Raw genomic sequence first — 23,453 nt, 5'->3', positions numbered from 1 at the left:
GGAGGAACAGCACCGGTCGGCGCGGTGTTGGCCCCGGTATGCGTATCGCCATCATCGGAGGACACGGCAAGATCGCCCTGCAGCTGGGACCCCTGCTGGCCGGGCACGACGTCGACGCGGTGGTCCGTAACCCGGACCACGGGGCGGACGTCGACGCCGCCGGCATGCGACCGGTCGTTGCAGACGTCGAGAGCATGAGCCGCGAGCAGCTCACCGAGCTGCTGCGCGGGCACGACGCCGTCGTGTGGACGGCCGGCGCCGGGGGCGGTGACCCGGACCGCACCTACGCCGTGGACCGGGACGCCGCCATCCGCTCCATGGACGCCGCCCAGGAGGCCGGCGCCGAGCGCTACCTCATGGTCAGCTACCTGGGCGCCCGGACCGACCACGGGGTGCCCGAGGACAACCCCTTCTTCGCCTACGCCGAGGCCAAGGCCGCCGCGGACGAGCACCTGCGGGCCTCGCAGCTCGACTGGACGATCGTCGCGCCGGGCGCCCTGAGCCTGGACGCCGGCACGGGTCAGATCGAGGTCATGGGCGACGGCGCCGGCACGGTCGAGGGTGCCGAGGGCCGGGACGTGCCCCGCGCCGACGTCGCCGCGGTCCTCGCGCTCGCGCTGGACCGTGACGACCTCACCGGCCGGATGATCGAGTTCCTCGGCGGGTCGACCCCGATCGCCGAGGCCTTGGACGCGGTGGCCGGCAAGGCCTGAGGCGCCCCACGCACGGCCGGGCTCGTCGGCTCGTCAGCTCTACGCTGGGCTGCCCGTCGGCTCGTCGGCTCGTCAGCTCTGCGCTCGGCCGCCCGTCGGCTGTTGTCTGTGCACGGCAAATGCAGTCTGTGCACGCGCTCGTCACCTGTGCACGGAAATGCAGCCTGTGCGTGCGGTCTACCGCGTGCACAGGCTGCACGAGACATGCACAGCCTGCATAGACGTGCACAGGCTGCGTGAGACATGCACTGCCTGCGCGGGGAGAACAGGCTGCGCGGGGGTGCACAGCCTGCGTAGACGCGCACAGCCTGAGTGAGACGCGCCCCGGAAAGGCGTGCCCGGGCATCCCCTGGCCGGCGCGCGCGGCCACCAGCCCTCAGCCCGTGGGCAGGTCCTCGAGGATCGGCGTCTTCGGCAGCGTGCGGACCCGCCGGGGGCGCCGCGACCGGGCGGGGATGAGCGAGCGCATGTGCTCGTGCTTGCCGAAGCAGAGCAGCCGGTCGCCGTCCTCGAGCACCTTCTGGCCCGAGGGGTTGGGCACGACGCGGGTGCCGCGGTGCAGGGTGAGCACCTGGATGTCCTTCTCCCACAGGCCGGAGTCCTGGAGCGCCTGCCCGACCATGTCCGAGCCGGACATGACCGCGATCTCGGCGACGCCATACCCCGTCGACACCGCGAGCCGCTGGCGCACGTCGATGTCGGGGAAGCCGGACTGGTCGGCGATGTAGTCGACGATGGCGCCGGCGACGTCGAGCTTGGTGGCGGCCTCGATGCCCTGCAGGCCCGGCGAGGAGTTGACCTCCATGACGAGCGGGCCGTCGTTGCCCTCCAACATGTCGACGCCGGCGACGCGGAGGCCCATGATGTGGGCGGCTCGGACGGCGATCTCCTCGTACTCCGGGTCCAGCTCGACGCGCTCCACCGTCCCGCCGCGGTGCACGTTGGAGCGGAACTCATCGCCCTGTGCCCGCCGCCGCATCGCCGCGACGACCCGGTCGCCGACGACGAGGGCCCGCACGTCCTTGCCCTTGGACTCCTTGACGAAGCGCTGGATGAGGACCTGCTGGTTGGTGCCGTGCAGGGTCTCGATGATCGCCTCGGCCACCTTCATCGTCGGGGCGAGGATGACCCCGATCCCCTGGGTGCCCTCGAGCAGCTTGACGACCACGGGCGCCCCGCCGACCATTTCGATGGCGTGCGGGATCTCCGCGCGGTTGCGCACGAAGGCGGTGGCCGGCATACCGATGTTGTGCCGCGACAGGATCTGGGTGGCGCGCAGCTTGTCGCGGCTGTTCATGATGCCGTTGGCGGTGTTGGGCGTGTAGACGTCCATCTGCTCGAACTGGCGCACCACCGCCGTCCCGAAGTAGGTCACCGACGCGCCGACGCGGGGCAGCACGGCGTCGTACGTCGACAGCGGCCGGCCGCGGAAGTGCAGGTCGGGTTCGTCCCCCGACAGGTCGATGCCGAAGCGCAGCGTGTCGAGCACCTTGACCTGGTGGCCGCGCTCCAGCGCGGCGGTCCGCAGCCGCTGGGTGGAGTAGGCGCGCAGCGAACGGGACAGGATGGCGAGCTTCATCGGGGCGTCCTGAGAGGATGTGCGGGTGACAGGGTCGAACCATCTCACCACAGATCGCGCCGTCGTCGGATGGCGGGAGTGGGTGCAGATCCCGCAGATCGACGTCCCGTGGATCAAGGCCAAGATCGACACCGGCGCCAAGACCTCGGCGGTCCACGCCTTCGACCTGCGCGGCTTCGACCGCGGCGGGCGCGACTGGGTGAGCTTCAGCGTCCACCCGTGGCAGGCGAGCGCGGAGGACTCGGTCGCGGTCGAGCTCCCGGTCCACGACTCGCGCTCGGTCCGCTCCTCCTCCGGGCACGAGGAGCAGAGGTATGTCGTGCTGCTCCCGTTGGTCCTCGGTGGCCGCGACGTGCGTGCGGAGGTGACGCTGACCGACCGGGACGAGATGGGCTTCCGGATGCTCGTCGGGCGGGAGGCGCTGGTGCAGGGCTTCCTCGTCGACCCGGCGCTGAGCTACGCCGGGGGCCGGCCCGACCGCGCGGTGCGGCGACGCAACTGGGGCAAGCGGTGAGCGCCGCGCGACGCACCCTGCGCCCGTCCTTCCCCATCGGCACCGTCAAGGTGCGCGCCGGCAGCCGCCGCGAGGTGTCCCTGCCGATCTCGCGCCTGGTCACCGGGGCCGAGGTGAGCCTGCCGGTCCACGTGCTGCACGGTCGCGAGGGCGGGCCGACGCTGTGGATGAGCGCCGCGATCCACGGTGACGAGGTCGTCGGCATCGAGGTGGTGCGGCGGGTGCTGGCCCGCCTCGACCCGAAGACCATCCGGGGCACCGTGCTCGCCGTGCCCATCGTCAACGTGCTCGGGGTGATGTCGGGCGATCGCTACCTGCCGGACCGGCGCGACCTCAACCGGAGCTTCCCCGGCTCGGCCCGCGGGTCGCTCGCCGGCCGGATCGCGCACCTCATGATGATGGAGGTCATCGGCCCTTCCGACGTCGGCATCGACCTGCACACCGGGGCCGACCGCCGCTCCAACCTGCCGCAGATCCGCTGCGACCTCGAGGACGAGCAGACGCGGGCGCTCGCCGAGGCGTTCGGGGCGCCGGTGGCCTACCACGCCAAGCTCCGCGACGGCTCCCTGCGGTATGCCGCCCGCGAGCGGGGCGCGCGCGTGCTCCTCTACGAGGGGGGTGAGGCCTGGCGCTTCGACGAGTGGGCGATCGTCGCCGGCGTCGACGGGGTCATGCGCGTGCTGGCGCACCTCGGGATGATCGACCCCGAGGAGGTCGTCGTGGAGCCGGCCGAGAGCCCGAGCGACATCTGCTGGCGCAGCGGGTGGGTCCGGGCGCGCCGCACCGGCATCGTGCACATGGACGTCGCGCTGGGGCAGCGGGTGAGCGAGGGGGAGAAGCTCGGTGAGCTCTTCAACTCCTTCGGCAAGCGCCTGGCGATCGTCAAGGCGGACCGCGACGGCGTCGTCATCGGCCGGGCCGAGGCGCCCCTGGTCAACCGGGGTGACGCCCTCGTCCACATCGGCGAGATCCAGTCGACCGACCGCTCCGGGCTGGACGAGGACGCCCGGGACACCGACAGCCCCTGAGGCGAGGGCATACGTGTGGACCGAGGGAGTCCGCATCCGGACGGCCCAGCGGGCGTCCTGGCCGATCTCGTGACAGACATCGACCCCGACCGGAGGCCGCCGGTGCCACTCTAGGACGTATGACGGACGCGACTGGCGAGGTGCCGTTGGCGGGCGCCGCCCGGGTAGGGCCACGGCGGGCCCTGGCCCCGGACCTGGCGCGGGGGTTCATGCTCCTGCTCATCGTGCTGGCCAACATCCCGTGGTTCCTCTACGGCGCTCAGCACGGGTTGTCGGTCGGCCACCCGGTGGGTGCGACGGGGGTGGACCGGGTGGTCCAGACCCTCATGATCATGCTCGTCGACGCCCGGGCGCTGCCGATGTTCGCGCTGCTCTTCGGCTACGGGATGGTGCAGTTCGCCCGCGCCCAGGAGTCTCGTGGGACGCCGATCGCCGGCTTCCGGGCCATGCTGCGCCGCAGGCACGTGGCGCTGGTCGTCATCGGCACGCTGCACGCGGCGCTCCTCTGGTACGGCGACGTGCTCGGGCCCTACGGCGTCCTCGGGCTGGTGCTGGTGCCGCTGCTCTTCTGGCGCAGCACCCGCACCATCAAGATCGTCCGTGGCGTGCTGGTAGGCCTGCTCGCGGTCTTCGCCGCGTTGTCGGTGGCGTCTGGCGTGGCGCTGCTGTCGGTGCCGCAGGAGTCGTGGGACACGTCGATGTGGATGCCGGTGACGACGGACGCGAACGGGATCCCGTCCTACAACGCGTCCGTCCTGCCGCGCCTGGGCGAGTACGCCTTCATCCTCGGGTTCAGCGTCTTCTCGTTCAGCGTGCCGGCCGCGATCCTCACCGGGTGGATCTGGGCACGGGAGGGGGTGCTCGACCGGCCCGCCGAGCACCTGCCCCGGCTGCGACGCACCGCGCTGCTCGGGCTGCCCCTGGCTTGGCTCGGCGGGGTGCCGCTGATGCTCGTCCACACCGGGGCCTGGCTGACCCCGGAGCTCAGCTTCATGTTCATCGGCGTCCAGATGCTCACCGGGCTCGCCGGCGGCCTCGGGTATGCCGCGGTCTTCGGCCTGGTCTCCGTCCGCCTGCAGTCCTGGTCTGGGGCGGCCGAGCGCGAGGCCGCGGGCGGGGCTGCGCCGGGGCCGGTGGCAGGGGCGTTGTCGGCCGTGGGCCGGCGCTCGCTGTCGGCCTACCTCTGGCAGTCGGTGGTCATGGCGCCGCTGATGGCGGCCTGGGGGCTCGGGCTCGGCGGCCGCATCGGGTCAGCCGGAGCGGCAGCAGTCGCGGTCCTCATCTGGCTGGCTTCCGTCGGTCTGTGTGCCTGGCTGGACCGCATCGGCCGGCCGGGCCCGGCGGAGGTGGTGCTGCGCCGGGTGACCTACGGCGGCCCAAATCCCTCCTCGCGTGCCGTGGACGCCGGGGGTCGCTGACGGGCTGGCCGCGTCAGCCGACGAAGATGCAGAAGGGGTGCCCGGCCGGATCGGCGTAGACGTACAGGGGCTCCTCCTGGTCGTCCGTGCGGTCGAAGAGCAGCTGGGCGCCCAGCTCGAGGGCCCGTCGGTGCTGCGCCTCGAGCGCTTCCCGGTCAGGGACGGTGAGGTCGAGGTGCAGCTGCATCGGCAAGTCGGGCCGCGGCCACGTCGTCCGCTCGAGGCGCTCGACCTCCTGGAAGGCCAGCGTGCGGTTGCCCTGCGCGTCGGTGAGGACCAACCAGTCTGCGTCGTCGTCACCCTCGGCCGGGGGCTCGTCCCCGGGCCGGTACTGCAGACCGATGAGGCGACGGTAGAACTCAGCCAGCTCTCGGACCTCCACGGCGTCGAGGACGGTATGCAGCAGCTGGGGGTACTCGGCCATGACCTGGAACGTAGCGGTCGTGGACGGAGGCGTCGCGTCGACCGACGTGACACAGTCGTCAGATGCGGCTGAGGGTGCACTGTCAGGAGTGGGTGCTCGGCGACCGTGGCTACGGGGTGGCGGTCGGAGACTGGTTCTCCGAGTGGTTGGTGCTGCACGGTGAGGAGAACTGGCCGGCCGCAGCGCGGAGAACCTACGACGGGGTGGTGACGCCCTTGCCGGAGTGGGAGGGACTGGGCCTTCACCAGCAGGCGCACCGGTTGGACATCGGCTCAGCCGCGGCCTACTGGGAATCGCCCGTGCGGGTGCCGCCAGGACCGACAACGGTGACCGGGGTGCTGGGACTCGATACCTACCTCGCTCCGCCCGACTGGCCCACGACGAGCGGCGTGGTGGTCCGACTGTGGACCGAGCACCGGTCCCTCGTGCAGGACCCTGCTCAGGGGGGCACGTGGGTTCCCGAGTCTGCGGACGCACTCTACGTAGAGGTCTCACGCTGCGGCGCCCTTCTCGAGAGAGGTCCAGAGCCCCACGTCCTTCGCTGGGAAGCCTGCACCGGCGTGCTGCTCGAGGTCGACGTCGAAACCCCTCAGAGTCATCGCTAGGTTGCCCTGGTGGAGGGACGCGACGAGCCGGTGCACCTGAGGTTCCGCCAGGCGGGGCCTGCGGACGTCGCCGCGGCACAGGCCGCCTACCGGCAGGTCAGCGACCACCTGGCCGCGACCGTGGACTTCCCGCACTGGCACACCGAGAACCGCCCGACCAGAGCCGAGGTCACGGGGTGGGTCGACGCGGGGGAGCTGTACCTCGCCCTCGATGAGGGGGAGGGGCGCATCGCCGGCGTCGTGGCGCTGAACCACGAGGCTCCCGACGCCTACCTGCGCGCCTCGTGGGGCGTCGAGGCATCTCCTGACCGGGTGCTCGTGGTGCACGCCCTGGCGGTGTGCCCGGACTTCCTGGGCCGGGGTGTCGCTCGTTTCCTCGTCGACGCCACCCTGCAGGTGGCGAGGGAGCAGGGGTGCCGCGCGGTCAGGCTGGACACCTACGTCGAGAACGTCGCGGCTCGTGGGCTCTACGCCCGCTGCGGGTTCACCGACCTGGGTGTTCACACCCTGCACTACGAGGGCACCGACCTCAGTCAGTTCCACCTGTTCGAGCGCGTGCTCTGAGGAGGCGCCGACCGTCGAGCCCCCCTCGATGCAGAGCGGCACCGCGCCTCGGTCTCAGTCGTCGAACACCGACCAGCAGATGTCGTTGCGCCGAGCCTGGTCCTCGATCACGAGGGCGTACAGGTGCTCAGGGACCTGGGCGCGCTGCCAGTCTCGTTCGGCACGGCGCGCGCGAGGATTGCCCGGGTATGCCGCCCGCACGGCCTTGATGGCATAGGCGGCGGCGCCGAGGTCGTGCTCGGCGACGTGCCCGACGCAGGCGGCCTGACCGGCGGCGTAGGCGGCGAGCCGTGGAGCGCCTCGCAAACCCCGGGCGGCACCCATGGCCTGTCCGCCCGCCGCCCTGGACCGCATCATCCCCAGATCCCCCGCCGCCCAGGCGCGGGCGGCGGCGATGGCGTCGCGAGGGCGGTGGTCGTCCGGGACCTGCTGCTCGAAGAGGTGTAGCACGTGGCTGGCGCAGTCCGCTGCCCACAGGGCGAGGAGGGCGTGGTCGGCGTCGGTGAGGAGCCCCCCACGTCTGACCGTGACGAGTCGAGGGTCACGCACCCGGGGGAGGATCACCGGCCCATCCTGGCACCAGGGTTCTGATAGCGACACCGACTCCCACGGGCGGGCTCGGGCGTCTCGACCGGTCACCCTGCGACTGGACCTGGCGTGTCCCGCGTTGGTCGGGCTCCTCGTGGACGACCGGGTCCTCAGGACGATCCGATGGTCGGGTAGGCCGGGACCGTCCCGGCCCTCCACCGCGCGTCTCAGCCGAGCACGTCCTCCACGGTGACCGACTCCATACCGAACGCCTCACCGACGGCCCCGTAGGTGAGGCTGCCGGCGTGCGTGTTGAGGCCCTTCGCCAGGGCCGCGTTGTCGCGCAGCGCCTGCTCCCAGCCCTTGTCGGCGAGCTGCACGGCATACGGGAGGGTCGCGTTGGTGAGCGCCCAGGTGGAGGTGTGGGGGACGGCGCCCGGCATGTTGGCGACGCAGTAGTAGAGCGAGTTGTGGACGGGGAAGGTCGGCTCGGCGTGCGTGGTAGGGCGCGAGCCCTCGAAGCAGCCGCCCTGGTCGATGGCCACGTCCACGAGCACCGAGCCCGGCTTCATCGTGGCGACCATGTCGTCGGTGACGAGCTTGGGCGCCTTGGCGCCGGGGATGAGGACCGTGCCGATGACCATGTCGGCGTCCGCGACCAGCTGGGTGATCGTCAGGTTGTTGGACGCCAGCTGCTTGACCTGGTTGTCGAAGCGCCAGAAGAGGGTGCGCAGCTTGTCGAGGTCGGTGTCGAGGATGGTGACGTCGGCGCCCATGCCGAGCGCGATGTTGGCCGCGTTCTGCCCCGCGACACCGCCGCCGAGGACGAGCACCTTGGCGTTGGCGACGCCCCCGATGCCGCCCATGAGGACGCCGCGGCCGCCCTGCGCCTTCATCATCGTGTGCGCCCCGACCTGCGGCGCGAGGCACCCGGCGACCTCGGACATGGGGTAGAGCAGCGGCAGCATCCCGCTGTCGAGCTGCACCGTCTCGTAGGCCACGGCCGTCGTGCCCGCCTCCACCAGCCGCCGGGTCAGCGGCTCGTCCGCCGCGAGGTGCAGGTAGGTGAAGAGCAGCAGGTCGTCGCGGAGGTAGGCGTACTCGCTCTCGATCGGCTCCTTGACCTTGAGCACCATCTCGCCGGCCGCCCACGTCGCGTCCGGCCCGTCGACGATCGTGGCGCCCTGCGCGACGTACTCCTCGTCGCTGATCGAGGACCCGAGCCCCGCTCCCTGCTGCACGAAGACCTCGTGCCCACGGCGCACCAGCTCGTGCACCCCCACGGGGGTGATGGCCACCCGGAACTCGTTGTTCTTGACCTCGGTCGGCACGGCGATCTTCATGGGGCCACTATGCCGTCCTCGCAGGTCCGCCGCATCCCGCCCCCGCGCGAGGTCGCCACTGTCGGGGCGCCGATCTAGGGTCGACGTATGACCTCGGCACCGGTGACGACATGACCGCCCTGCTCTGGCTGCGCCGCGACCTGCGCCGCGGCGACCACCCCGCGCTCCTCGCCGCCCGGGACGCGTCCGACGACGGCAGGGTCTGCGTGCTCTTCGTCGTCGACCCCTACCTCTGGGAGCGCGGCGGCCCGGTGCGTCGCGCCTGGCTGGCCGCGAGCCTCGAGGCCGCGCAGGAGGACTTCGAGGGGCGCCTCGTCGTCCGGCACGGCGACCCCGCCAAGGTCGTGCCCGCCGTAGCCCACGAGGTCGGGGCCGGTTCGGTGCACGTCACCCGCGAGGTCACCCCCTCCGGGAGGCGGCGCGACCAGGAGGTGCAGGACGCGTTGGCCGACAAGGACGTCGAGTGGGTCGAGACCGGCACCCCGTACGCCGTCGGCCCCGGCCTGGTGCGCAACGGCTCGGGCGACCCCTACAAGGTCTACACCCCCTTCCACCGCGCGTGGCGCGAGCACGGGTGGCCCGAGCCCGCGGCATACCCCCGCTCCCTGGACCTCGTCGACGTCGACAGCCACCAGAAGGCGCTCGACATGCTGGACACGGCGCTGCGCGAGGACGACCTGCCGCAGATGCCCGAGGCGGGGGAGAAGGCGGCGCTGGCCCGCTGGCGCGACTTCCGCGACGAGGCGCTGGACGACTACGACGGCGACCGCGACAAGCCGGCGGTCGACGGCACGAGCCGGCTGTCGGCCTACCTCAAGATCGGCGCGATCCACCCGCGGACGATCCTGGCCGACCTCGCCGACAAGCGCTCGCAGGGTGCACAGACCTTCGAGCAGGAGATCGCCTGGCGCGAGTTCTACGGCGACGTCCTCGCCGAGAACCCCCGCAGCGCCTGGCACGACCTGCGCGACGCCCTGCCCGGTATGCGCTACGACGAGCCGCAGGACGCGATCCAGGCGTGGAAGGACGGGCGCACCGGCTACCCGATCGTCGACGCGGGGATGCGGCAGCTGCGCGAGGTCGGCTGGATGCACAACCGGGTGCGGATGATCACCGCGAGCTTCCTCACCAAGGACCTGCACGTCTGGTGGCCGACCGGGGCCCGGTGGTTCCTCGACCGGCTCGTCGACGGCGACATCGCGAGCAACAACCACGGCTGGCAGTGGGTCGCCGGGACGGGCACCGACGCCTCGCCGTACTTCCGCGTCTTCAACCCGGTCACCCAGGGCGAGAAGTTCGACCCGAGCGGTGACTACGTGCGGCGCTGGGTGCCCGAGCTGCGCCACCTCTCCGGCAAGGCGGCGCACCAGCCGTGGAAGGCCGACGACGGCTACGACCACGACTACCCCCAGCCCATCGTCGACCACGCCGAGGAGCGCAAGGAGGCGCTGAGCAGGTATGACGCCGCACGCCGCTGAGCGCCACCCCGCCGGTCGGCGGGATGGCGCTCAGGAGGGTCGGCCGCGGGCGGGCAGGTAGCTGGCGCAGGCCCTGGGCCGCGGGCGGGCCGGACGGGCGCGTCCAGGAGGACGGCTCAGTAGACGGTGTAACCGCCGTCCACGACGAGGACCGAGCCGGTGACGAAGCTGGACGCGTCCGAGGCGAGGAAGACCATCGCACCGCCGAGCTCGTCGGGTGTGGCGTAGCGCTGCATGGCCGAGTCCTCGATCCACATCCGGCGGAACTGCGGCTCGTCCACGGGGGACATGTCGGTCTTGATGTAACCGGGCGCCAGGGCGTTGACCCGGACCCCCTTGGGCGCCCACTCGGCCGCCAGCGACCTCGTGAGCTGGTGGACGGCCGCCTTGGAGGCGTTGTAGGCCGGCTGGAACTGCGGGCGGTTGACGATCATGGCGGAGATCGAGCCGACGTTGACGATGGTGCCGGAGCCGCGTTCGACCATCTGCGCGCCCACGGCCTGCGACATCCGCCACAGGGCCGTCACGTTGGTGTCGAGCACGTGCGTCCACTCCTCGTCGGTCACCTCGAGGGCGGGCCGGTGGATGCAGGCGCCGGCGTTGTTGACGAGCACGTCGATCTGGCCGGCCTTCGAGGTGGCCTCGTCCACGACGGAGCTCACCCCCTGGGTGGTGGTGAGATCGCCGAGGACGACCGTGGCGGTGCGACCGAGGGCGCGGATGTCGCCGGCGACCTCCTCCGCCAGCTCGGCGTCGCGACCGTGCACGACGATGTCGGCCCCCGCCTCCGCGAGGGCGGTGGCGAAGGCGCGGCCGAGACCACGGGTGGCGCCGGTCACGAGGGCGGTGCGCCCGGCGAGGGAGAACTGGTCGATGACGGTCATGGGACCTTCCGGGTCAGGGTGGGTGGGGTGGGGTGGGGCCGGGGGCGGGGCGGGATGCGCCCCGCCCCCGGGGTCGGTCGGCGGTCAGCCGTCGATGAGGCCGGCCTCGGTGTAGAGGTCGATGTACTCCTGCACGTTGTCCTGCGTGATGACCGGGTTGCCGATGTCGACGTTGACCTCGTCCTCGGCGCCGGTGAGCAGGTCGTGGACGGTGCTCATGTTGAGCTCCGCGAGCTCCGAGGCGTCCTGCAGGGTGGTGGCGGTCATGAGACCGTCCTCGATGAGCAGCGTCGCCTCGGGGGTGCCGTCGACACCGTAGGCGAGGATGTCGTCGTAGGCGGAGTCACCGCGCACGGCCTCCAGGGCGCCGGCGGCCATGTTGTCGTTCATCGAGATGATCGCGTCGATCTCGCCGTTGGCGAGCACCCAGTCCTCCATGAGCGTGAGGGCCTCGTCCTTGTTCCAGTTGGCGATGTCCTCCGCGACGATCTCGACGTCCGGACGCTCGGCGAAGAAGACCTCCTCCCAGGCGTTGCGGCGCTCGGTGGAGTGGAAGTTGCCACCGGGGCCGTTGAGCACGACGACGCGCGCGTTCTCCGGGATCTCCTCGACGGCGAGCTCCGCGACGCCGGCGCCCTGGTCGTACGGGCTGGCGTCGACCGAGCTGGCACCCTCGATGTCGTCGACCCTCGGGTTCGTCGTGATCGTCACGATGTCGGCGTCGACCGACTGCTGGATGTAGGGCCGCTGCGCCTCGCCGTTGTTGGCCTGCACGATGATCGCGTCGTAGTTGTTGGCGATGGCGTTCTCGATCTGGGTGTTCTCGATCTCGTCGTTGGCCTGGCCGTCGAAGACGTCGAGCGTGATGTCGTCGTAGGTGTCGGCCTCCGACTGCATCTCGTTGGCCAGCCAGGCGGCGAAGGAGTCCACCTGGGCGCGGGCGATGTAGGCGACGCGGTAGCTCTCGCCGTCGCCCTCGGAGCTGCCGTCGTCACCGCCACCCGAGCAGGCCGTGACGGCGAGGGCGGCGGTGGCGAGACCGATGGTCAGGTACGTGCGGGAAAGGTTCCTCACGTTCTTCTCCTTTGATGAAGGTGTGGTTCAGGGGTTCAGGGGTTCACGGGACGGGTCGGGTCGCAGTCGAGACGTCGGTGGCTACGGCGACACCCCCTTGCCCTGGCGACCGGAGGCGGTGCCGGACCCGGCGGGTACCGGTGCCTCCCCCGAGGCCGGGGGCTGGCCGTCGGCCTCGCCGTCGTTCTTGAGGATCACGGTCTTGCGCTTGCCGCGCTTGGACCACACGTCATACGCGACGGCGACGGCGATGATGACGCCCATGACGATCTGCTGGACGTAGGAGCCCACGCCGGTCAGGTTCATGATGTTGCCCAGCACGCCGACGATGAGGGCCCCGGCCAGCGTGCCGGCCGTCGTCCCGATGCCGCCGGAGAAGCTGGTGCCACCGATGATCGGGGCGGTGATCGCCTGCAGCTCGTAGCCGACACCGGCGTTGGGCAGGCCGGCGTTGACCCGGGCCATGAAGATGACGCCGGCGAAACCGACGAGCACGCCGTTGACGATGAAGGCCTGGTACTTGACCCGCTCGACGGCGATCCCCGCGGCCCGGGCCGCCTCCTCGTTGCCGCCCACCGCGTACAGCGACCGGCCGTAGCGGGTCTGGCTCATGAGGTACCAGACGATGACGGTGATGATGACGAGGAAGAGCGTCGGCAGGGGGATGGGCCCGAGCGAGCCCTGACCGAGGACGACGAAGTCACCGAGCTGCAGGACGTTCTGGCCCTGGGTGAGCTGGAGGACCGCGCCGCGCGCGATCATCATCATCCCAAGGGTGACGATGAAGGCCGGCGTGCGCAGCGTGGCGACGAGGAACGCGTTGACCAGGTTGCAGGCGACACCGACGACGATGCCGGCGAGGATCGCGAGCAGCATGCTGCTCGTGTCCTTATAGACGATGACCGACACCACGCCGGCGAAGGCCATGACCGCGCCCGCGGAGAGGTCGATCATCCCGGCGATGATGAGCGTCATCGCGCCGTAGGCGAGGATCGTGATCACGGCCACCTGGCGGAGCACGTTCGTGACGTTGTTGGTCGTCATGAAGTTCTCGCTGAGGAAGCTCGCCACGACGACGACCGCCCCCAGGATCAGGAAGATCGAGTAGCGGCCCGTGTCGAGGGCCTTGAGTCGTGCCAGCATGGTCATACCACCTCGGAGTCGTTCATGGCGTGGGTGAGGATCGTTTCCTGGGAGTACTGATCGGGGGTGAGCTCGGCCGTGAGCCGGCCGGCCGCCATCACGTAGATGCGGTCGCACATCCCGATGAGCTCGGGGAGCTCGGAGGAGATCATGAGGATCCCGCGGCCCTGACGGGCGAGCTGGGTCATGATCTTGTAGATCTCGAACTTGGCACCGACGTCGATGCCGCGGGTCGGTTCGTCGAGGAGCAGCACCTTGGGCTCGGCGATGAGCCACCGGGCGAGCAGGACCTTCTGCTGGTTGCCGCCGCTGAGGGAGGAGATGCGGGTCTCGCTGCTGGGAGCCTTGACCGAGAGCCGGTCGAAGTACTCCTTCGCGATCGTCTCTTCCTCCCGCCGGCGGGTGAAGCCGCCACGGATGACCTTGCGCAGGCTGGCCAGCGTGGCGTTCTGCTTGATGCTCATCTGCGGGATGATCCCGACGAGCCGGCGGTCCTCGGAGAGCATGACGACGCCCTGGTCGATGGCGGCCTTGGGGCTGCGCAGGCGGACCGCCTGGCCGTCGACCTCGATCTCGCCGGCGTCCAGCGTCTCCAGCCCGAAGATGGCGCGCACCACCTCGCTGCGCCCGGCCCCGATGAGGCCGGCCAGGCCGACGATCTCGCCCTTGCGGACCGACAGGCTGATGTCCTCGAAGAGCTGGGAGTTCGACAACCCGCGTGCCTCGAGCACCGTGTCGCCGATCTCGGCGTGCTCCTTGGGGTAGGACTGGTGGTCCAGGTCGCGCCCGACCATCTGCGCGATCACCGTCTCCGGCCCGATCTCGGAGGCCGGCTGGCTGCTGACCACCGTGCCGTCGCGGAGGACGGTCACGTCGTCGGCGAGCTCGAAGACCTCGTCCATCTTGTGGGAGATGTAGATGATCGCCTTGCCCTCGGCGCGCAGCCGACGGATCTTGGCGAACAGCGAGGCCACCTCGCGGTGGGCGATGGCCGAGGTCGGCTCGTCCATGATGAGCACGTCGGCGTCGTGGTAGACGGCGCGCAGGATCTCCAGCGTCTGGATCTCCGAGACGGTGAGGCTGCCCAGCTTGCGGTTGACCGAGTAGTCCAGGCCCTCCTCGGCCAGCAGCCGACGGGCCTCGCGCCGCATGTGCGCCCAGTCGACCTTGCCGAACCGCGTGGGGAGACGCCCGATGAAGAAGCTCTCCGCGATGGTCATGTCCGGCACGTAGTTGAGCTCCTGGGAGATCATGGCGATCCCCTTGGCGCGGGCCTCGATGGGGTTGCGCACCCGCACCGGCTCGTCGTCGATGCGCATCTCCCCGGTGTCGGGGGAGTAGATGCCGTTGATGATCTTCATGAGCGTCGACTTCCCCGCGCCGTTCTCGCCGCAGAGGGCGTGCACGGTGCCGGGGCGCACCGTGAAGGTGACGTCCTGCAGGGCCATGACGCCGGGGAAGGACTTGCTCACCCCCGTCACGGTGAGGCGCGGGGTCTCGCTCGCGACAGCCGCGCTCACCGGTCCCCCTGGGCGGCGGCGACCGGGTCCTCCACGCGACCGACGCCGGGCAGGACGATGCGCTTGAGGCTGTCCTGCGAGCCGTCACCCGACAGCGCCTCCTCCACCTGCTCCAGCCCGAAGACGTGGGTGATGAGGGAGTCGAGCTCGACCTGGCCGCTGCGGACCAGCTCGCGGGCGATGGGCCAGGTGCCGGTGTAGCGGAAGATGCCGGTGACGTTGAGCTCGCGCATGGCCACGTCGGGCACCGAGAGCGGGATCTCGTCGGCGCTCCCGACGAGCACCACGGTGCCGCCGGGGCGGGTCGCGCGGATGCCCGAGCTGATGGCGGGGATGGCTCCGGTGGCGTCGACGAAGACGTGTGCGTCCAGGCCCTCGAGGGGCTCCTGCCCCGGGTCGACCACGCGGGTCACGCCGTAGCGGGTCGCCAGCTCACGGCGGGCGGGGTTGATGTCGGTGAGCACGACCTCCGCGGCGCCGTACGCGCGGGCCACCTGGGCGGTGATGATGCCGATGGGGCCACCTCCCGCGATGAGGACGCGGTCACCGACCTTGATGCCGCCCTTCTGCGCGGCCGCGATGCCGACCGACAGCGGCTCCAGCAGGGCGCCCGCGTGGTCGCTGATGGAGTCGGGCAGCGCGAAGGCGAAGTCGGCCTGGATGACGACGTACTCGCAGAACGCCCCGTCGACCGGTGGGGTGGCGTAGAACTCCATCGACGGGCACAGGTTGTAGTCCCCGGCCTTGCAGAAGTCGCAGACCCGGCACGGGCGCTGCGGCTCCACGGCAACCCGCTCGCCGACCCGGCCCGCGTCGACGTCGCTGCCGACCGCCACGATCGTGCCGCTCAGCTCGTGGCCCAGGATCAGGGGCTCCTCGACGACGTACACGCCGATGCGACCGTGCTCGTAGTAGTGGACGTCCGACCCGCAGACGCCGACGCTCGCGACCTTGACGAGCACCTCGTCCGGCGCGGGCTGGGGGACGGGGCGCTGCTCCAGCACGATGGACCCGACGCCCGTCAGCACGCTGGCGGTCATCTCGGCGGGAAGGGTGGGGGTGTCACTCATGTCGTCTCCTCGGTGGTGGGATGTCGGCAGGGTCAGAAGGTGGTGCCGTCGGCCTGCAGGGAGGCCAGGCGTTCGTAGCGTTCGACGAGGCCGGCGGCTCGGTCGTCGCGGGGATGGTCGGTCGTCACGGTGCCCGGCTCCCAGCGACGCGTCATGTCGGCCACGGTCTCGCCGTGGACGAGTGCCGCGGCCTGCACCGCGGCGCCACGGGCGGTCGCCTCGGGCGCGTCCACGGTGATGGTGTCGGTCCCCGAGAGGTCGGCGATCACCTGCCGGTAGGCGGCTGATCGCGCACCGCCGCCGAGGACGATCGAGCGTCCGCCGCCCGGCACCCCGAAGTCGGCGATGCGGCGCGCGCCGCGCCACAGGCCGAGCACGACGCCCTCGACCGCGGCCAGCGCCAGCTGCTCACGAGTGAGATCGCCCGTCAGCCCGGCCAGCATCCCGCGCGCGTGCGGGAGGCGGGGCGACCGTTCACCGTCGAGGAAGGCGGCGAGCACCGGCCGGTGGGGTGTCACAGGAGCGGCGAGCGCGAGCTCGCCGAGGGTGGCGTGGTCGACGGCCAGCAGGCTGGCGACGGTGTCGGTGACCTTGGTCGCGTTGAGGGTGCAGACGAGGGGCAGCCAGTGCCCGGTGACGTCCGCCACGCCGTCGATCTCGCCCGAGACGTCGTGGACCGGCCCCCCGGAGTGGGCGATGACGACGCCGGAGGTGCCGAGGCTGTATGCCCGGTCGCCGGGGCGCAGCCCTACTCCCTGCGCGGCAAGGTGCTGGTCGCCACCGCCCGGGGCGACGACGGCCCCGGCGGGGATGCCGAGCGCCGCCGCGGCCTCCTCGGTGACGCGACCGGCGGCCTCCTCGGGCTGCAGCACGTGCGGCAGGGTGGCGGCCCAGTCCCGTTCCCCCACGAACTCCTCGAGGAGGTCCGGACGCCACCGACCGGTGTCCGAGGAGTAGTAGCCGGTGCCCGAGGCGTCGGAACGGTCGGTGACGTGCTCGCCGGTGAGGCGGAAGGTCAGCCAGTCGTGCGGCACGTGCAGCCGGTGCGCCCTCGCGATCGAGGAGGACTCGTGCTCGGCCAGCCACGCCAGCTTGGTGATGGTGATGGCGGCCGAGGGGAGCAGGCCGACCTGGTTGGCCCACCAGGCCGCGCCGCGCGAGTCGAGCATGGAGCGGGCCTGCGGTGCCGAGGTGGTGTCGTTCCAGAGCTTCGCGGGTCGCACCACCTCGCCGGCGGCGTCGGTGAGGACCATCCCGTGGCACTGGGCGCCGACGCTCACGCCGACCACCTCGGCGGGGGCGTCCAGCGCGGCGAGAGCCTGCCGCGAGGCCTCGGCCAGGGCCGCCCACCACCGGTCCGGGTGTTGCTCGCTCACCGGAGGGCTGGTGCGGGGGTGCGCCGCCCGCCCCTGAGCCCGCAGCACGCCGCTGTCGACGTCACGGAGCTCGACCGTGCAGGACTGGGTGGAGCTGTCGACGCCCATGACGACGGCGCTCACGAGAGACCCCCAGGGGCGGGCTCGGCGAGCCGCAGGAGCGGCAGGTCGTCGGGCAGCTGCTCGCGCATGCCGACGGCACCTGCCGGGTGCGTGCGCATGAACTGCTCCCAGGTGTAGCCGCGGGCGCGCATGACGACCTCGGCGAGGGCGTCGCCGTAGGCGGACTGGGCCAGCGTGATGCCGGTGGCGATGACCCCTCCGATGTCGGCGTCGCTCGGGACGGTGACCAGCAGGGTGAGGTCGGCCCGCCGGGCGAGGTCGCTGTCGGCGCGACCGGTCATCGCGATGACCTTCGCGCCGTGCGACCGCGCGATCTCGGCGGTCTGCACCACCTCGTGCGAGGAGCCGCCGTGCGAGACGAGCAGCATGAGGTCCTCCTCGGTGATCGCGCCGGAGGCGCCGTGGAGGCTGTCCATCGGGGCGAGGAAGAGCGCCGGGGTGCCGGTCACGGAGAGCACGTGCGCCATGCGGCGCGCCACCGCGCCGGACGTGCCGGATCCGCCGACGAGGACCTTGCCGGTGCATCCCAGCAGAGTGGCGGCGGCACGCTCGAAGGTCTCGTCCAGCCGGGGTGCGAGACGGTGGATGGCGTCGGCCTCGGAGAGCAGGCGGGCACGCGCGACTCCCAGCACGTCGTCGTCGACAGTCACGGGTCGGAAAACTCCTTCGTCAGGGCGCGCGAGTGCTCACCTGAGCAATGGCTAACGCATCTGAGCGTAAGCGGCGCGGAGACTTCATTTCATCCAGATTTCACATCTGTGACCAGAATGTGACTAGTATGCTCAGGTGAGCAAAGATGCCCAGGAGATCGCGGCCAGCGACCGCATCCTCATGGCCCAGGTCGCGCGGCTGAGCTACCTCGAGGACCGACCGCACACCGAGATCGGCCGCGAGCTCGGGATCTCGAGGTTTAAGGTCGCCCGCTACCTCGCCCGGGCGCGCGAGGAGGGGGTCGTCACCATCACCATCAAGGACGTCGGACTGCCCGACCCGGGTCTGTCGACCCGGCTCGCAGATGCCCTCGGCCTGAAGGAGTGCGTCGTCATCCGCTCGCACGGCGACCAGGACGACGTGCGCCAGCAGGTCGGTGCGGCGGCCGCCGAGCTGCTCAGCTCCACCGTCCGGGAGGGCGAGGTGCTGGGCATGACCTGGGGTCGCACGCTGACGTCGACGACCAGCCAGCTCACCCGGCTGCCCCGGGTGACCGTGGTGCAGCTCACCGGCTTCGTCAGCGGAGACCTCGGGGCCTCGCCGATCGAGATCGTGCGCCACACGGCCCAGCGGGTCGGTGGCAGCGTGCGTCCCATCTTCTCCCCGCTCTTCGTCCAGGACGCCGACACCGCGGAGAACCTCAAGCAGCACCCGGACATCGCGATGGCGATGAACCTCTTCCCGGCCGTGACCACCGCCATCCTGTCGTTCGGCAGCTGGGACCCGCCCATCACGCAGGTGCGTGAGGTCCTGCCGCCGGAGGAGGTGGAGCGGTTCGTGCGGATGGGGTGCGTGGCCGACATCGCCGGCATCCTGGTGCGCGCCGACGGGGAGCTCGTGGACCCGGAGTTCCAGCGGCGGTGCGTCTCCATCTCCTACGACCAGCTCACGGCCGTGCCCCGGGTCATCGGGGTCGCGGGCGGGCCGGAGAAGGCGGACGCCCTCCGGGCGGTCGTCCGGGCAGGTCTCATCACGAGCGCGGTCGTCGACCACGAGCTCGCCGAGGCGGCGCTGGCGGGCCTCGATGGGTGACGGCTCGGCCCCCGCACTGGTCGCAGGCTCGCTCTGGTCGGTGCCTGCCGACAAGCAGGTGCCGGCGGTGCTGGCCCGCCGTCCCGCAGGCCTGCGGCGTCTGCACTGGGACACCACGGACGGCAGGTTCGCGGCGCCCGGTGGGTTCGGCCCGGCCGAGGCGGCCCGCATCTCCGAGGCCACCGGCACCGAGGCGGAGGCGCACGTCATGGCTCACCACCCGAGCGCGGTGGTCGACGCCTGGGCCGACGTGTGCGGCACCGTCTTCGTCCACGCCGAGTCGCAGGACTGGCAGGGCGCGACGCGCCGCCTCGAGCGTCGCGGCACCCGCCCCGGGCTCGCCATCTCCCCGGGGACGTCGGTCGACGTCGTCCCGGACGGCATGGCGGTGCTGGTGATGTCGGTCGTGCCGGGCCGCGCTGGCACGGCGTTCGACCTGGGCGCGCTGGTCAAGGTCGCGCGGCTGCGCGACCGCGACCCGCACCGCCCGATCGGCCTGGACGGCGGCGTGCGCCGCGAGCACGCGGACCGGGCGCTCGCCGCGGGGGTCACCTGGATGGTGGTTGGCACCGACCTGTTCTCCGACGACGGCGCCGCCCGCTGGGGCGACCTGCTGACGAGGGTCAGCCCTCCAGGCGCGCCAGCTCCTCGTCGGTCAGCCGCAGGTCGGCGGCCGCGGCCGAGTCCGTGACCGACTGGGGACGCTTGGCCCCGGGGATGGGGATGACGACCGGCGACTGGGCCAGCTCCCAGGCGAGCGCCACCTGCTGCGGGCTGGCGCCACGCTCCTGCGCGACCTCGGCGAAGGCCGGGTGGTGCTCGGCCAGCTGCTTGGCGTCGTTGAGCCCGCCCAGCGGTGACCAGGGCAGGAAGGCGAGGCCCAGCTCGGCGCACACCTCGATCTCGGGGTAGCTGCTGCGGAACTTCGGGCTGAACTGGTTCTGCACGCTCACCAGCGCGTCCCCGAGCACGGCGTGCGCGGCGCGGATCTGCGCGGGGTCGGCGTTGGACAGTCCGACCATGGCGACCTTCCCGGAGTCGGCGATCTCCTTGAGCGTCGCGAAGACCTCCTCGTCCGGGGTGTCCGGGTCGGGCCGGTGGTGCTGCCACAGGGCGATCTGCTCGACCCCGAGCCGGTCGAGGCTGGCGTCGACCGTGGAGACGAGGTAGGCGTGGCTGCTGTCGGTCTCCCAGGCGCCGCCGTCGGTGCGCACGTGCCCACCCTTGGTCGCGAGCAGCACCTGGTCGCGCACGTCCAGCTCGTCGAGCAGCGAGGCGATGAGGCGCTCGTTCTCCCCCTGGGCGCCGGCACCCTTGTCGCCCGGGCCGTAGGCGTCCGCGGTGTCAAACAGGGTCACCCCCGCGTCCAGCGCCGCGCGCACCGTGTCGAGCAGCTGCTCGCGGGGCTGCTCCCCGCTCTGGTCGAAGGTCATCAGCCCGAGGCCGATCGCGCCGACCTGGTGCTCGCCGACGGTGGGGTTGCCGATAGTCCGTGTGTGCATCCCTCGAGCGTATGCCGGTGGCCGCCCGGGCGCTCAGCCAGTCACCGCGGCGTGGCCTCAGTCGGTGAAGGCCTTGGCCAGGGCGATCATCCGCGCCCGGAAGCCGTCGGAGGCGGGCGCGTACGGCGCGGCCCACACCGCGTTGAGCACCAGCCGGACGAAGGTCCAGGCGCGCACCCGGTCCTCGTCCAGGCCGGCCGCCTCGGCGACGACGTCGGCGCGCAGCCGGGCGTGAATGCGCAGGTTGCTCGCCCGGGCGGCCTCCTCGGCGCGGTTCCAGACGACCGGCGCGACGGCATACGCCCACTCTCCGGCGACCGGCTTGGGGTCGATCGCCAGCCAGTCGCCACGGTCCGACGCACCTGGCAGCGGCGCGAGGACGTTGAGGTCGTGCAGGTCCTCGTGCACCAGCGACGGCGGGCCGGGTGAGGCGAGCAGGTCGGGCAGGGTCCCGGCCGCCTGCTCGGTGAGCCGCCGGGGGACGCTCGGGGTGGGGCGGGCGAGCTGCTCGGCCCACCGCTGCGCCTTCGTCGCCACCGCGTCGATCCGCGGCAGGGCCGGCTGGTCCAGCTCGCGCATCAGCAGGCCGACGACCTCGCACGCCTCGAGCAGCGGCCGCTCGCGCAGGCACCGGTCCGCGTCCAGACCCTCGAGGAGCAGCGCGGAGGAGGAGGGTTCCGCGGCCAGCAGACGGACGGCACCCCGGCCGTCCCAGGCCCGCAGCGCCAGGTGCTCGTGGCGGGACTCGGCGTGCGGCCAGGTCACCTTGAGCGCCGCCGTCTCCCCGGTGTGCCGTCGCACCGGCACCACGAGCGCGCACTCGCCGTGCCGGCTGGCCCCGGTGACGCTCAGCCGCCAGTCGGCGAGCAGCCGGTGGACCAGCCCGGGCAGGTCGTCGAGCCAGCTGGCGCCGTCGACGGCACGGGGCAGCCCGGCCCGGTCGGGCAGCGCACCCAGCACCTCGTCGGCGGGCCGGTCGCGGACCAGGTCGGCGAAGGCGGCGGGGATGAGGTCGGGCACCGGCCCACCCTAGGTCGCCCGCCCGGCTCAGTCCTCCGCGCTCCGCGCGCCCTTGCGCGAGATCATCTCGCGTCGCTGCTCGGGGGTCAGCGCGGCGAGCTGTTCGACCACCTCGAGCGGGTGCCCCTTGACCTCCGGTGCCGCCGCGACGGGCACGATCGTGTGGACGACGCGGTCGGCATACACGTGCACGACGTTGACGGACTGGTGCGCGTCGATCGCCGAGGTGAAGCGACCGAGCGGCGCCGGGTCCTCGAGGTAGCACGTCGCCGCGGCCACGCTCACCGGGATCCCGGCGAAGGTGGAGTGCGAGGAGAAGTGGAAGTGCCCGCCGAGGATGCTGACGACGTCGCTGCCCTCCAGCACGGCGGCCAGCCGGTCCTGGTCGAGCAGCTCGATGATGGCGGCGGCGGGCACCATCGGCACCGGGATCGGCGGGTGGTGCAGCGCCAGGATCGTGCCGTGCTCGGCGGGCGTGGCGAGCACCTCGGCCAGCCAGTGCAGCTGCTCCTCGCGCAGCTCGCCGTGGTGGTAGCCGGGCACCGTCGTGTCGAGGGAGACCACCCGCAGGCCGCCGACGTCGTAGACCGCGTCCTGCGGCTCGTCGACCCCGGCCTCGCGACCGAAGAGCTCGGCGGCGTAGACCGTGCGCTCGTCGTGGTTGCCCATGACCCAGACGACCTGCGCGCCCAGGTCGGTCGCGAGCGGCTCCGTCATCGCCCGGAGCTCGCGGTATGCCCCCGCCTCGCCCTGGTCGGCGAGGTCGCCGGTGACCACGATCGCGTCCGGCGCGGGGTCGAGCCGGGTGAGCCGCTCGAGGGCCTCCCGGGCGTGGGCGGTGGTGTCGATGGCGCCGAACTGGCGGGCACCGTCGCCCAGCAGGTGGGTGTCGCTGACGTGCGCGACGGTGCGCAGGGGGGCCGGGTACTGGCCGAACAGGGGTGTGCTCACGCCGCCAATGTATGCCGTGCGCGGCCCACGTCGACCCGGCGCCACGACCCCAGGTCGTCAGCCCGGGTCAGCCCGGGGTCAGCCCGGGGTCAGCCCGGTCAGCCCAGCACCGCGAGCGCGGCGAGCAACCCGGCCACCTGGGTGAGCACCGCCGTGGCGCCGAGCACGTCCCCGGTGGCCCCGCCGAGCATCCGGTCCGCCCACACCTCGACGAGCCACGGGGTGGTGAACGCGGCGAGCAGGACGGCCAGGGCGACCCACGCCCCCACCGGCCAGAGCAGCACCGTCGACAGCGCGCCCAGGACACCGGCCACCAGGACCTGGCCGGGCAGCAACCCGCGCACGAGCGGCCCCGCGGTCCCCTCCGGCCGGGCCGAGGGCAGCCGCAGCGCCACGGGGAGCATGGCCGAGCGCGAGAGAGCGCCGACCGAGGCGAGGACGGCGACGACACCCCACCCGTCGAGCGCCCCCAGCAGCGCGTGCACCGCGGCGACCTGCAGCAGCAGCGCCAGCACGACCGCCGCCGCGCCGTAGACCCCGACGGCGTGGTCCTTCATGATGCGCAGCCGGGTGGCCCGGTCGTGCCCGCCGCAGCCGTCGGCGCAGTCCGCCAGGCCGTCCAGGTGCAGCGCCCCGGTGAGCAAGACCTCGACGAGCACGGCGAGGGTCGCCGCCACGAGCGTCGGCAGCAGCAGGTGGCCGGACCAGGCGACGAGACCCACGACCGCCCCGACCCCGGCGCCCACCACGGGGAACGCCCACGCGGCGCCGGCCAGGTCGAAGCCCTGACGCGCCGGCACCGGCACCCGGGTGAGGAAGCTCGTCGCGTCCCGCAGCCCGCCGATCATCGGTC

At 72.1% G+C, this 23,453-nt stretch carries 23 protein-coding genes; 8 read left to right on the top strand and 15 right to left on the bottom strand.

Annotated features, from left to right (window positions below; genetic code table 11):
• Window positions 1-38 precede the first annotated feature (38 nt).
• Window positions 39-713, top strand: a complete 675-nt coding sequence (locus tag Q0967_RS13765) for an NAD(P)H-binding protein (protein ID WP_298750181.1) — start codon at window positions 39-41, stop codon at window positions 711-713.
• A 376-nt stretch (window positions 714-1,089) separates the two neighbouring features.
• Here the strand turns inward: Q0967_RS13765 and rimK are convergent, their stop codons facing one another.
• Complete coding sequence (gene rimK, locus Q0967_RS13760; protein ID WP_298750179.1) at window positions 1,090-2,292, bottom strand: 30S ribosomal protein S6--L-glutamate ligase; 1,203 nt, start codon at window positions 2,290-2,292, stop codon at window positions 1,090-1,092.
• 25 nt (window positions 2,293-2,317) lie between these two features.
• Here rimK and Q0967_RS13755 point away from each other — a divergent pair, with 25 nt between their 5' ends.
• The 3 genes from Q0967_RS13755 to Q0967_RS13745 all read left to right on the top strand — a co-directional run bounded on the left by Q0967_RS13755 (window position 2,318) and on the right by Q0967_RS13745 (window position 5,252).
• Complete coding sequence (locus Q0967_RS13755) at window positions 2,318-2,806, top strand: RimK/LysX family protein (RefSeq protein WP_298750177.1); 489 nt, start codon at window positions 2,318-2,320, stop codon at window positions 2,804-2,806.
• Complete coding sequence (locus Q0967_RS13750; protein WP_298750175.1) at window positions 2,803-3,834, top strand: succinylglutamate desuccinylase/aspartoacylase family protein; 1,032 nt, start codon at window positions 2,803-2,805, stop codon at window positions 3,832-3,834. The genes Q0967_RS13755 and Q0967_RS13750 overlap by 4 nt, the downstream gene beginning before the upstream one ends.
• 119 nt (window positions 3,835-3,953) lie before the next feature.
• Window positions 3,954-5,252 carry a DUF418 domain-containing protein gene (locus tag Q0967_RS13745; protein WP_298750173.1) on the top strand — a complete coding sequence of 433 codons (1,299 nt, stop codon included), beginning with the start codon at window positions 3,954-3,956 and terminating at the stop codon, window positions 5,250-5,252.
• Window positions 5,253-5,265: 13 nt separating this feature from the next.
• On the opposite strand, the gene Q0967_RS13740 is transcribed toward Q0967_RS13745, so the two are convergent.
• A complete protein-coding gene (locus Q0967_RS13740) occupies window positions 5,266-5,676 on the bottom strand; it encodes a VOC family protein (protein WP_298750171.1) in 411 nt (136 codons plus the stop codon).
• A gap of 614 nt (window positions 5,677-6,290) precedes the next feature.
• Here Q0967_RS13740 and Q0967_RS13735 point away from each other — a divergent pair.
• Window positions 6,291-6,845, top strand: a complete 555-nt coding sequence (locus Q0967_RS13735) for a GNAT family N-acetyltransferase (protein WP_298750169.1) — start codon at window positions 6,291-6,293, stop codon at window positions 6,843-6,845.
• 54 nt (window positions 6,846-6,899) lie between these two features.
• Here Q0967_RS13735 and Q0967_RS13730 read toward each other — a convergent pair whose 3' ends face one another.
• Together Q0967_RS13730 and ald are read right to left on the bottom strand one after the other, a co-directional pair.
• Window positions 6,900-7,409 carry a putative immunity protein gene (locus Q0967_RS13730; protein WP_298750167.1) on the bottom strand — a complete coding sequence of 170 codons (510 nt, stop codon included), beginning with the start codon at window positions 7,407-7,409 and terminating at the stop codon, window positions 6,900-6,902.
• A 191-nt stretch (window positions 7,410-7,600) separates the two neighbouring features.
• Entirely contained in the window at window positions 7,601-8,716 is a 1,116-nt protein-coding gene (ald, locus tag Q0967_RS13725) for an alanine dehydrogenase (RefSeq protein WP_298750164.1), read from the bottom strand.
• 110 nt (window positions 8,717-8,826) lie between these two features.
• Between ald and Q0967_RS13720 the strand changes: the two genes are divergently transcribed.
• Window positions 8,827-10,194 (top strand): deoxyribodipyrimidine photo-lyase, encoded by a 1,368-nt coding sequence (locus Q0967_RS13720; protein WP_298750162.1) that lies wholly within the window; start codon window positions 8,827-8,829, stop codon window positions 10,192-10,194.
• Window positions 10,195-10,310: 116 nt separating this feature from the next.
• Here the strand turns inward: Q0967_RS13720 and Q0967_RS13715 are convergent, their stop codons facing one another.
• The 7 genes from Q0967_RS13715 to Q0967_RS13685 form a co-directional block, all read right to left on the bottom strand.
• Entirely contained in the window at window positions 10,311-11,078 is a 768-nt protein-coding gene (locus Q0967_RS13715; protein WP_298750160.1) for an SDR family NAD(P)-dependent oxidoreductase, read from the bottom strand.
• Window positions 11,079-11,162: 84 nt separating this feature from the next.
• Window positions 11,163-12,152: a sugar ABC transporter substrate-binding protein gene (locus Q0967_RS13710; RefSeq protein WP_298750158.1), complete on the bottom strand. Its 990-nt coding sequence runs from the start codon at window positions 12,150-12,152 to the stop codon at window positions 11,163-11,165.
• Window positions 12,153-12,233: 81 nt separating this feature from the next.
• A complete protein-coding gene (locus tag Q0967_RS13705) occupies window positions 12,234-13,295 on the bottom strand; it encodes an ABC transporter permease (protein ID WP_298750156.1) in 1,062 nt (353 codons plus the stop codon).
• 2 nt (window positions 13,296-13,297) lie between these two features.
• Window positions 13,298-14,815 carry a sugar ABC transporter ATP-binding protein gene (locus Q0967_RS13700; protein ID WP_298750154.1) on the bottom strand — a complete coding sequence of 506 codons (1,518 nt, stop codon included), beginning with the start codon at window positions 14,813-14,815 and terminating at the stop codon, window positions 13,298-13,300.
• Window positions 14,812-15,885, bottom strand: coding sequence for an NAD(P)-dependent alcohol dehydrogenase (locus Q0967_RS13695; protein ID WP_298750152.1), 1,074 nt, complete (start codon window positions 15,883-15,885; stop codon window positions 14,812-14,814). The genes Q0967_RS13700 and Q0967_RS13695 overlap by 4 nt, the downstream gene beginning before the upstream one ends.
• Window positions 15,886-15,917: 32 nt before the next feature.
• Window positions 15,918-17,384, bottom strand: a complete 1,467-nt coding sequence (locus Q0967_RS13690; RefSeq protein ID WP_298750150.1) for a xylulokinase — start codon at window positions 17,382-17,384, stop codon at window positions 15,918-15,920.
• Window positions 17,381-18,034, bottom strand: coding sequence for an SIS domain-containing protein (locus tag Q0967_RS13685; RefSeq protein ID WP_298750149.1), 654 nt, complete (start codon window positions 18,032-18,034; stop codon window positions 17,381-17,383). The genes Q0967_RS13690 and Q0967_RS13685 overlap by 4 nt, the downstream gene beginning before the upstream one ends.
• Window positions 18,035-18,170: 136 nt before the next feature.
• Here Q0967_RS13685 and Q0967_RS13680 point away from each other — a divergent pair, with 136 nt between their 5' ends.
• Both Q0967_RS13680 and Q0967_RS13675 read left to right on the top strand, forming a co-directional pair.
• Window positions 18,171-19,127: a sugar-binding transcriptional regulator gene (locus Q0967_RS13680; RefSeq protein WP_298750146.1), complete on the top strand. Its 957-nt coding sequence runs from the start codon at window positions 18,171-18,173 to the stop codon at window positions 19,125-19,127.
• The gene (locus tag Q0967_RS13675) at window positions 19,120-19,818 is read left to right on the top strand and encodes a hypothetical protein (RefSeq protein WP_298750143.1); all 699 of its coding nucleotides are present in this window, start codon (window positions 19,120-19,122) and stop codon (window positions 19,816-19,818) included. The genes Q0967_RS13680 and Q0967_RS13675 overlap by 8 nt, the downstream gene beginning before the upstream one ends.
• Here the strand turns inward: Q0967_RS13675 and Q0967_RS13670 are convergent.
• The 4 genes from Q0967_RS13670 to cobS form a co-directional block, all read right to left on the bottom strand.
• Window positions 19,751-20,629 (bottom strand): aldo/keto reductase, encoded by an 879-nt coding sequence (locus tag Q0967_RS13670; RefSeq protein ID WP_298750141.1) that lies wholly within the window; start codon window positions 20,627-20,629, stop codon window positions 19,751-19,753. The genes Q0967_RS13675 and Q0967_RS13670 overlap by 68 nt on opposite strands.
• Window positions 20,630-20,686: 57 nt before the next feature.
• Complete coding sequence (locus tag Q0967_RS13665) at window positions 20,687-21,649, bottom strand: aminoglycoside phosphotransferase family protein (protein WP_298750139.1); 963 nt, start codon at window positions 21,647-21,649, stop codon at window positions 20,687-20,689.
• Window positions 21,650-21,676: 27 nt separating this feature from the next.
• The gene (locus Q0967_RS13660) at window positions 21,677-22,600 is read right to left on the bottom strand and encodes a metallophosphoesterase (RefSeq protein WP_298750137.1); all 924 of its coding nucleotides are present in this window, start codon (window positions 22,598-22,600) and stop codon (window positions 21,677-21,679) included.
• A gap of 98 nt (window positions 22,601-22,698) precedes the next feature.
• Window positions 22,699-23,448: an adenosylcobinamide-GDP ribazoletransferase gene (gene cobS, locus Q0967_RS13655; protein ID WP_298750135.1), complete on the bottom strand. Its 750-nt coding sequence runs from the start codon at window positions 23,446-23,448 to the stop codon at window positions 22,699-22,701.
• Between the last annotated feature and the right edge of the window lie 5 nt (window positions 23,449-23,453).

The organism is uncultured Serinicoccus sp. (assembly GCF_947500995.1).
GTDB lineage: Bacteria > Actinomycetota > Actinomycetes > Actinomycetales > Dermatophilaceae > Ornithinicoccus.
The sequence above is the reverse complement of the archived record's forward strand: the minus strand, read 5'-3'. Positions and strand labels throughout refer to the sequence as shown.

Coding starts and splice junctions, on each gene's coding strand:
- ald (WP_298750164.1), bottom strand. CDS start 8,716: ATGAAGATCGCCGTGCCGACCGAGGTCAAGAACAACGAGTTCCGGGTG.
- rimK (WP_298750179.1), bottom strand. CDS start 2,292: ATGAAGCTCGCCATCCTGTCCCGTTCGCTGCGCGCCTACTCCACCCAG.
- Q0967_RS13740 (WP_298750171.1), bottom strand. CDS start 5,676: ATGGCCGAGTACCCCCAGCTGCTGCATACCGTCCTCGACGCCGTGGAG.
- Q0967_RS13670 (WP_298750141.1), bottom strand. CDS start 20,629: ATGCACACACGGACTATCGGCAACCCCACCGTCGGCGAGCACCAGGTC.
- Q0967_RS13715 (WP_298750160.1), bottom strand. CDS start 11,078: ATGACCGTCATCGACCAGTTCTCCCTCGCCGGGCGCACCGCCCTCGTG.
- Q0967_RS13705 (WP_298750156.1), bottom strand. CDS start 13,295: ATGCTGGCACGACTCAAGGCCCTCGACACGGGCCGCTACTCGATCTTC.
- Q0967_RS13745 (WP_298750173.1), top strand. CDS start 3,954: ATGACGGACGCGACTGGCGAGGTGCCGTTGGCGGGCGCCGCCCGGGTA.
- Q0967_RS13720 (WP_298750162.1), top strand. CDS start 8,827: ATGACCGCCCTGCTCTGGCTGCGCCGCGACCTGCGCCGCGGCGACCAC.
- Q0967_RS13675 (WP_298750143.1), top strand. CDS start 19,120: ATGGGTGACGGCTCGGCCCCCGCACTGGTCGCAGGCTCGCTCTGGTCG.
- Q0967_RS13695 (WP_298750152.1), bottom strand. CDS start 15,885: ATGAGTGACACCCCCACCCTTCCCGCCGAGATGACCGCCAGCGTGCTG.
- cobS (WP_298750135.1), bottom strand. CDS start 23,448: ATGATCGGCGGGCTGCGGGACGCGACGAGCTTCCTCACCCGGGTGCCG.
- Q0967_RS13765 (WP_298750181.1), top strand. CDS start 39: ATGCGTATCGCCATCATCGGAGGACACGGCAAGATCGCCCTGCAGCTG.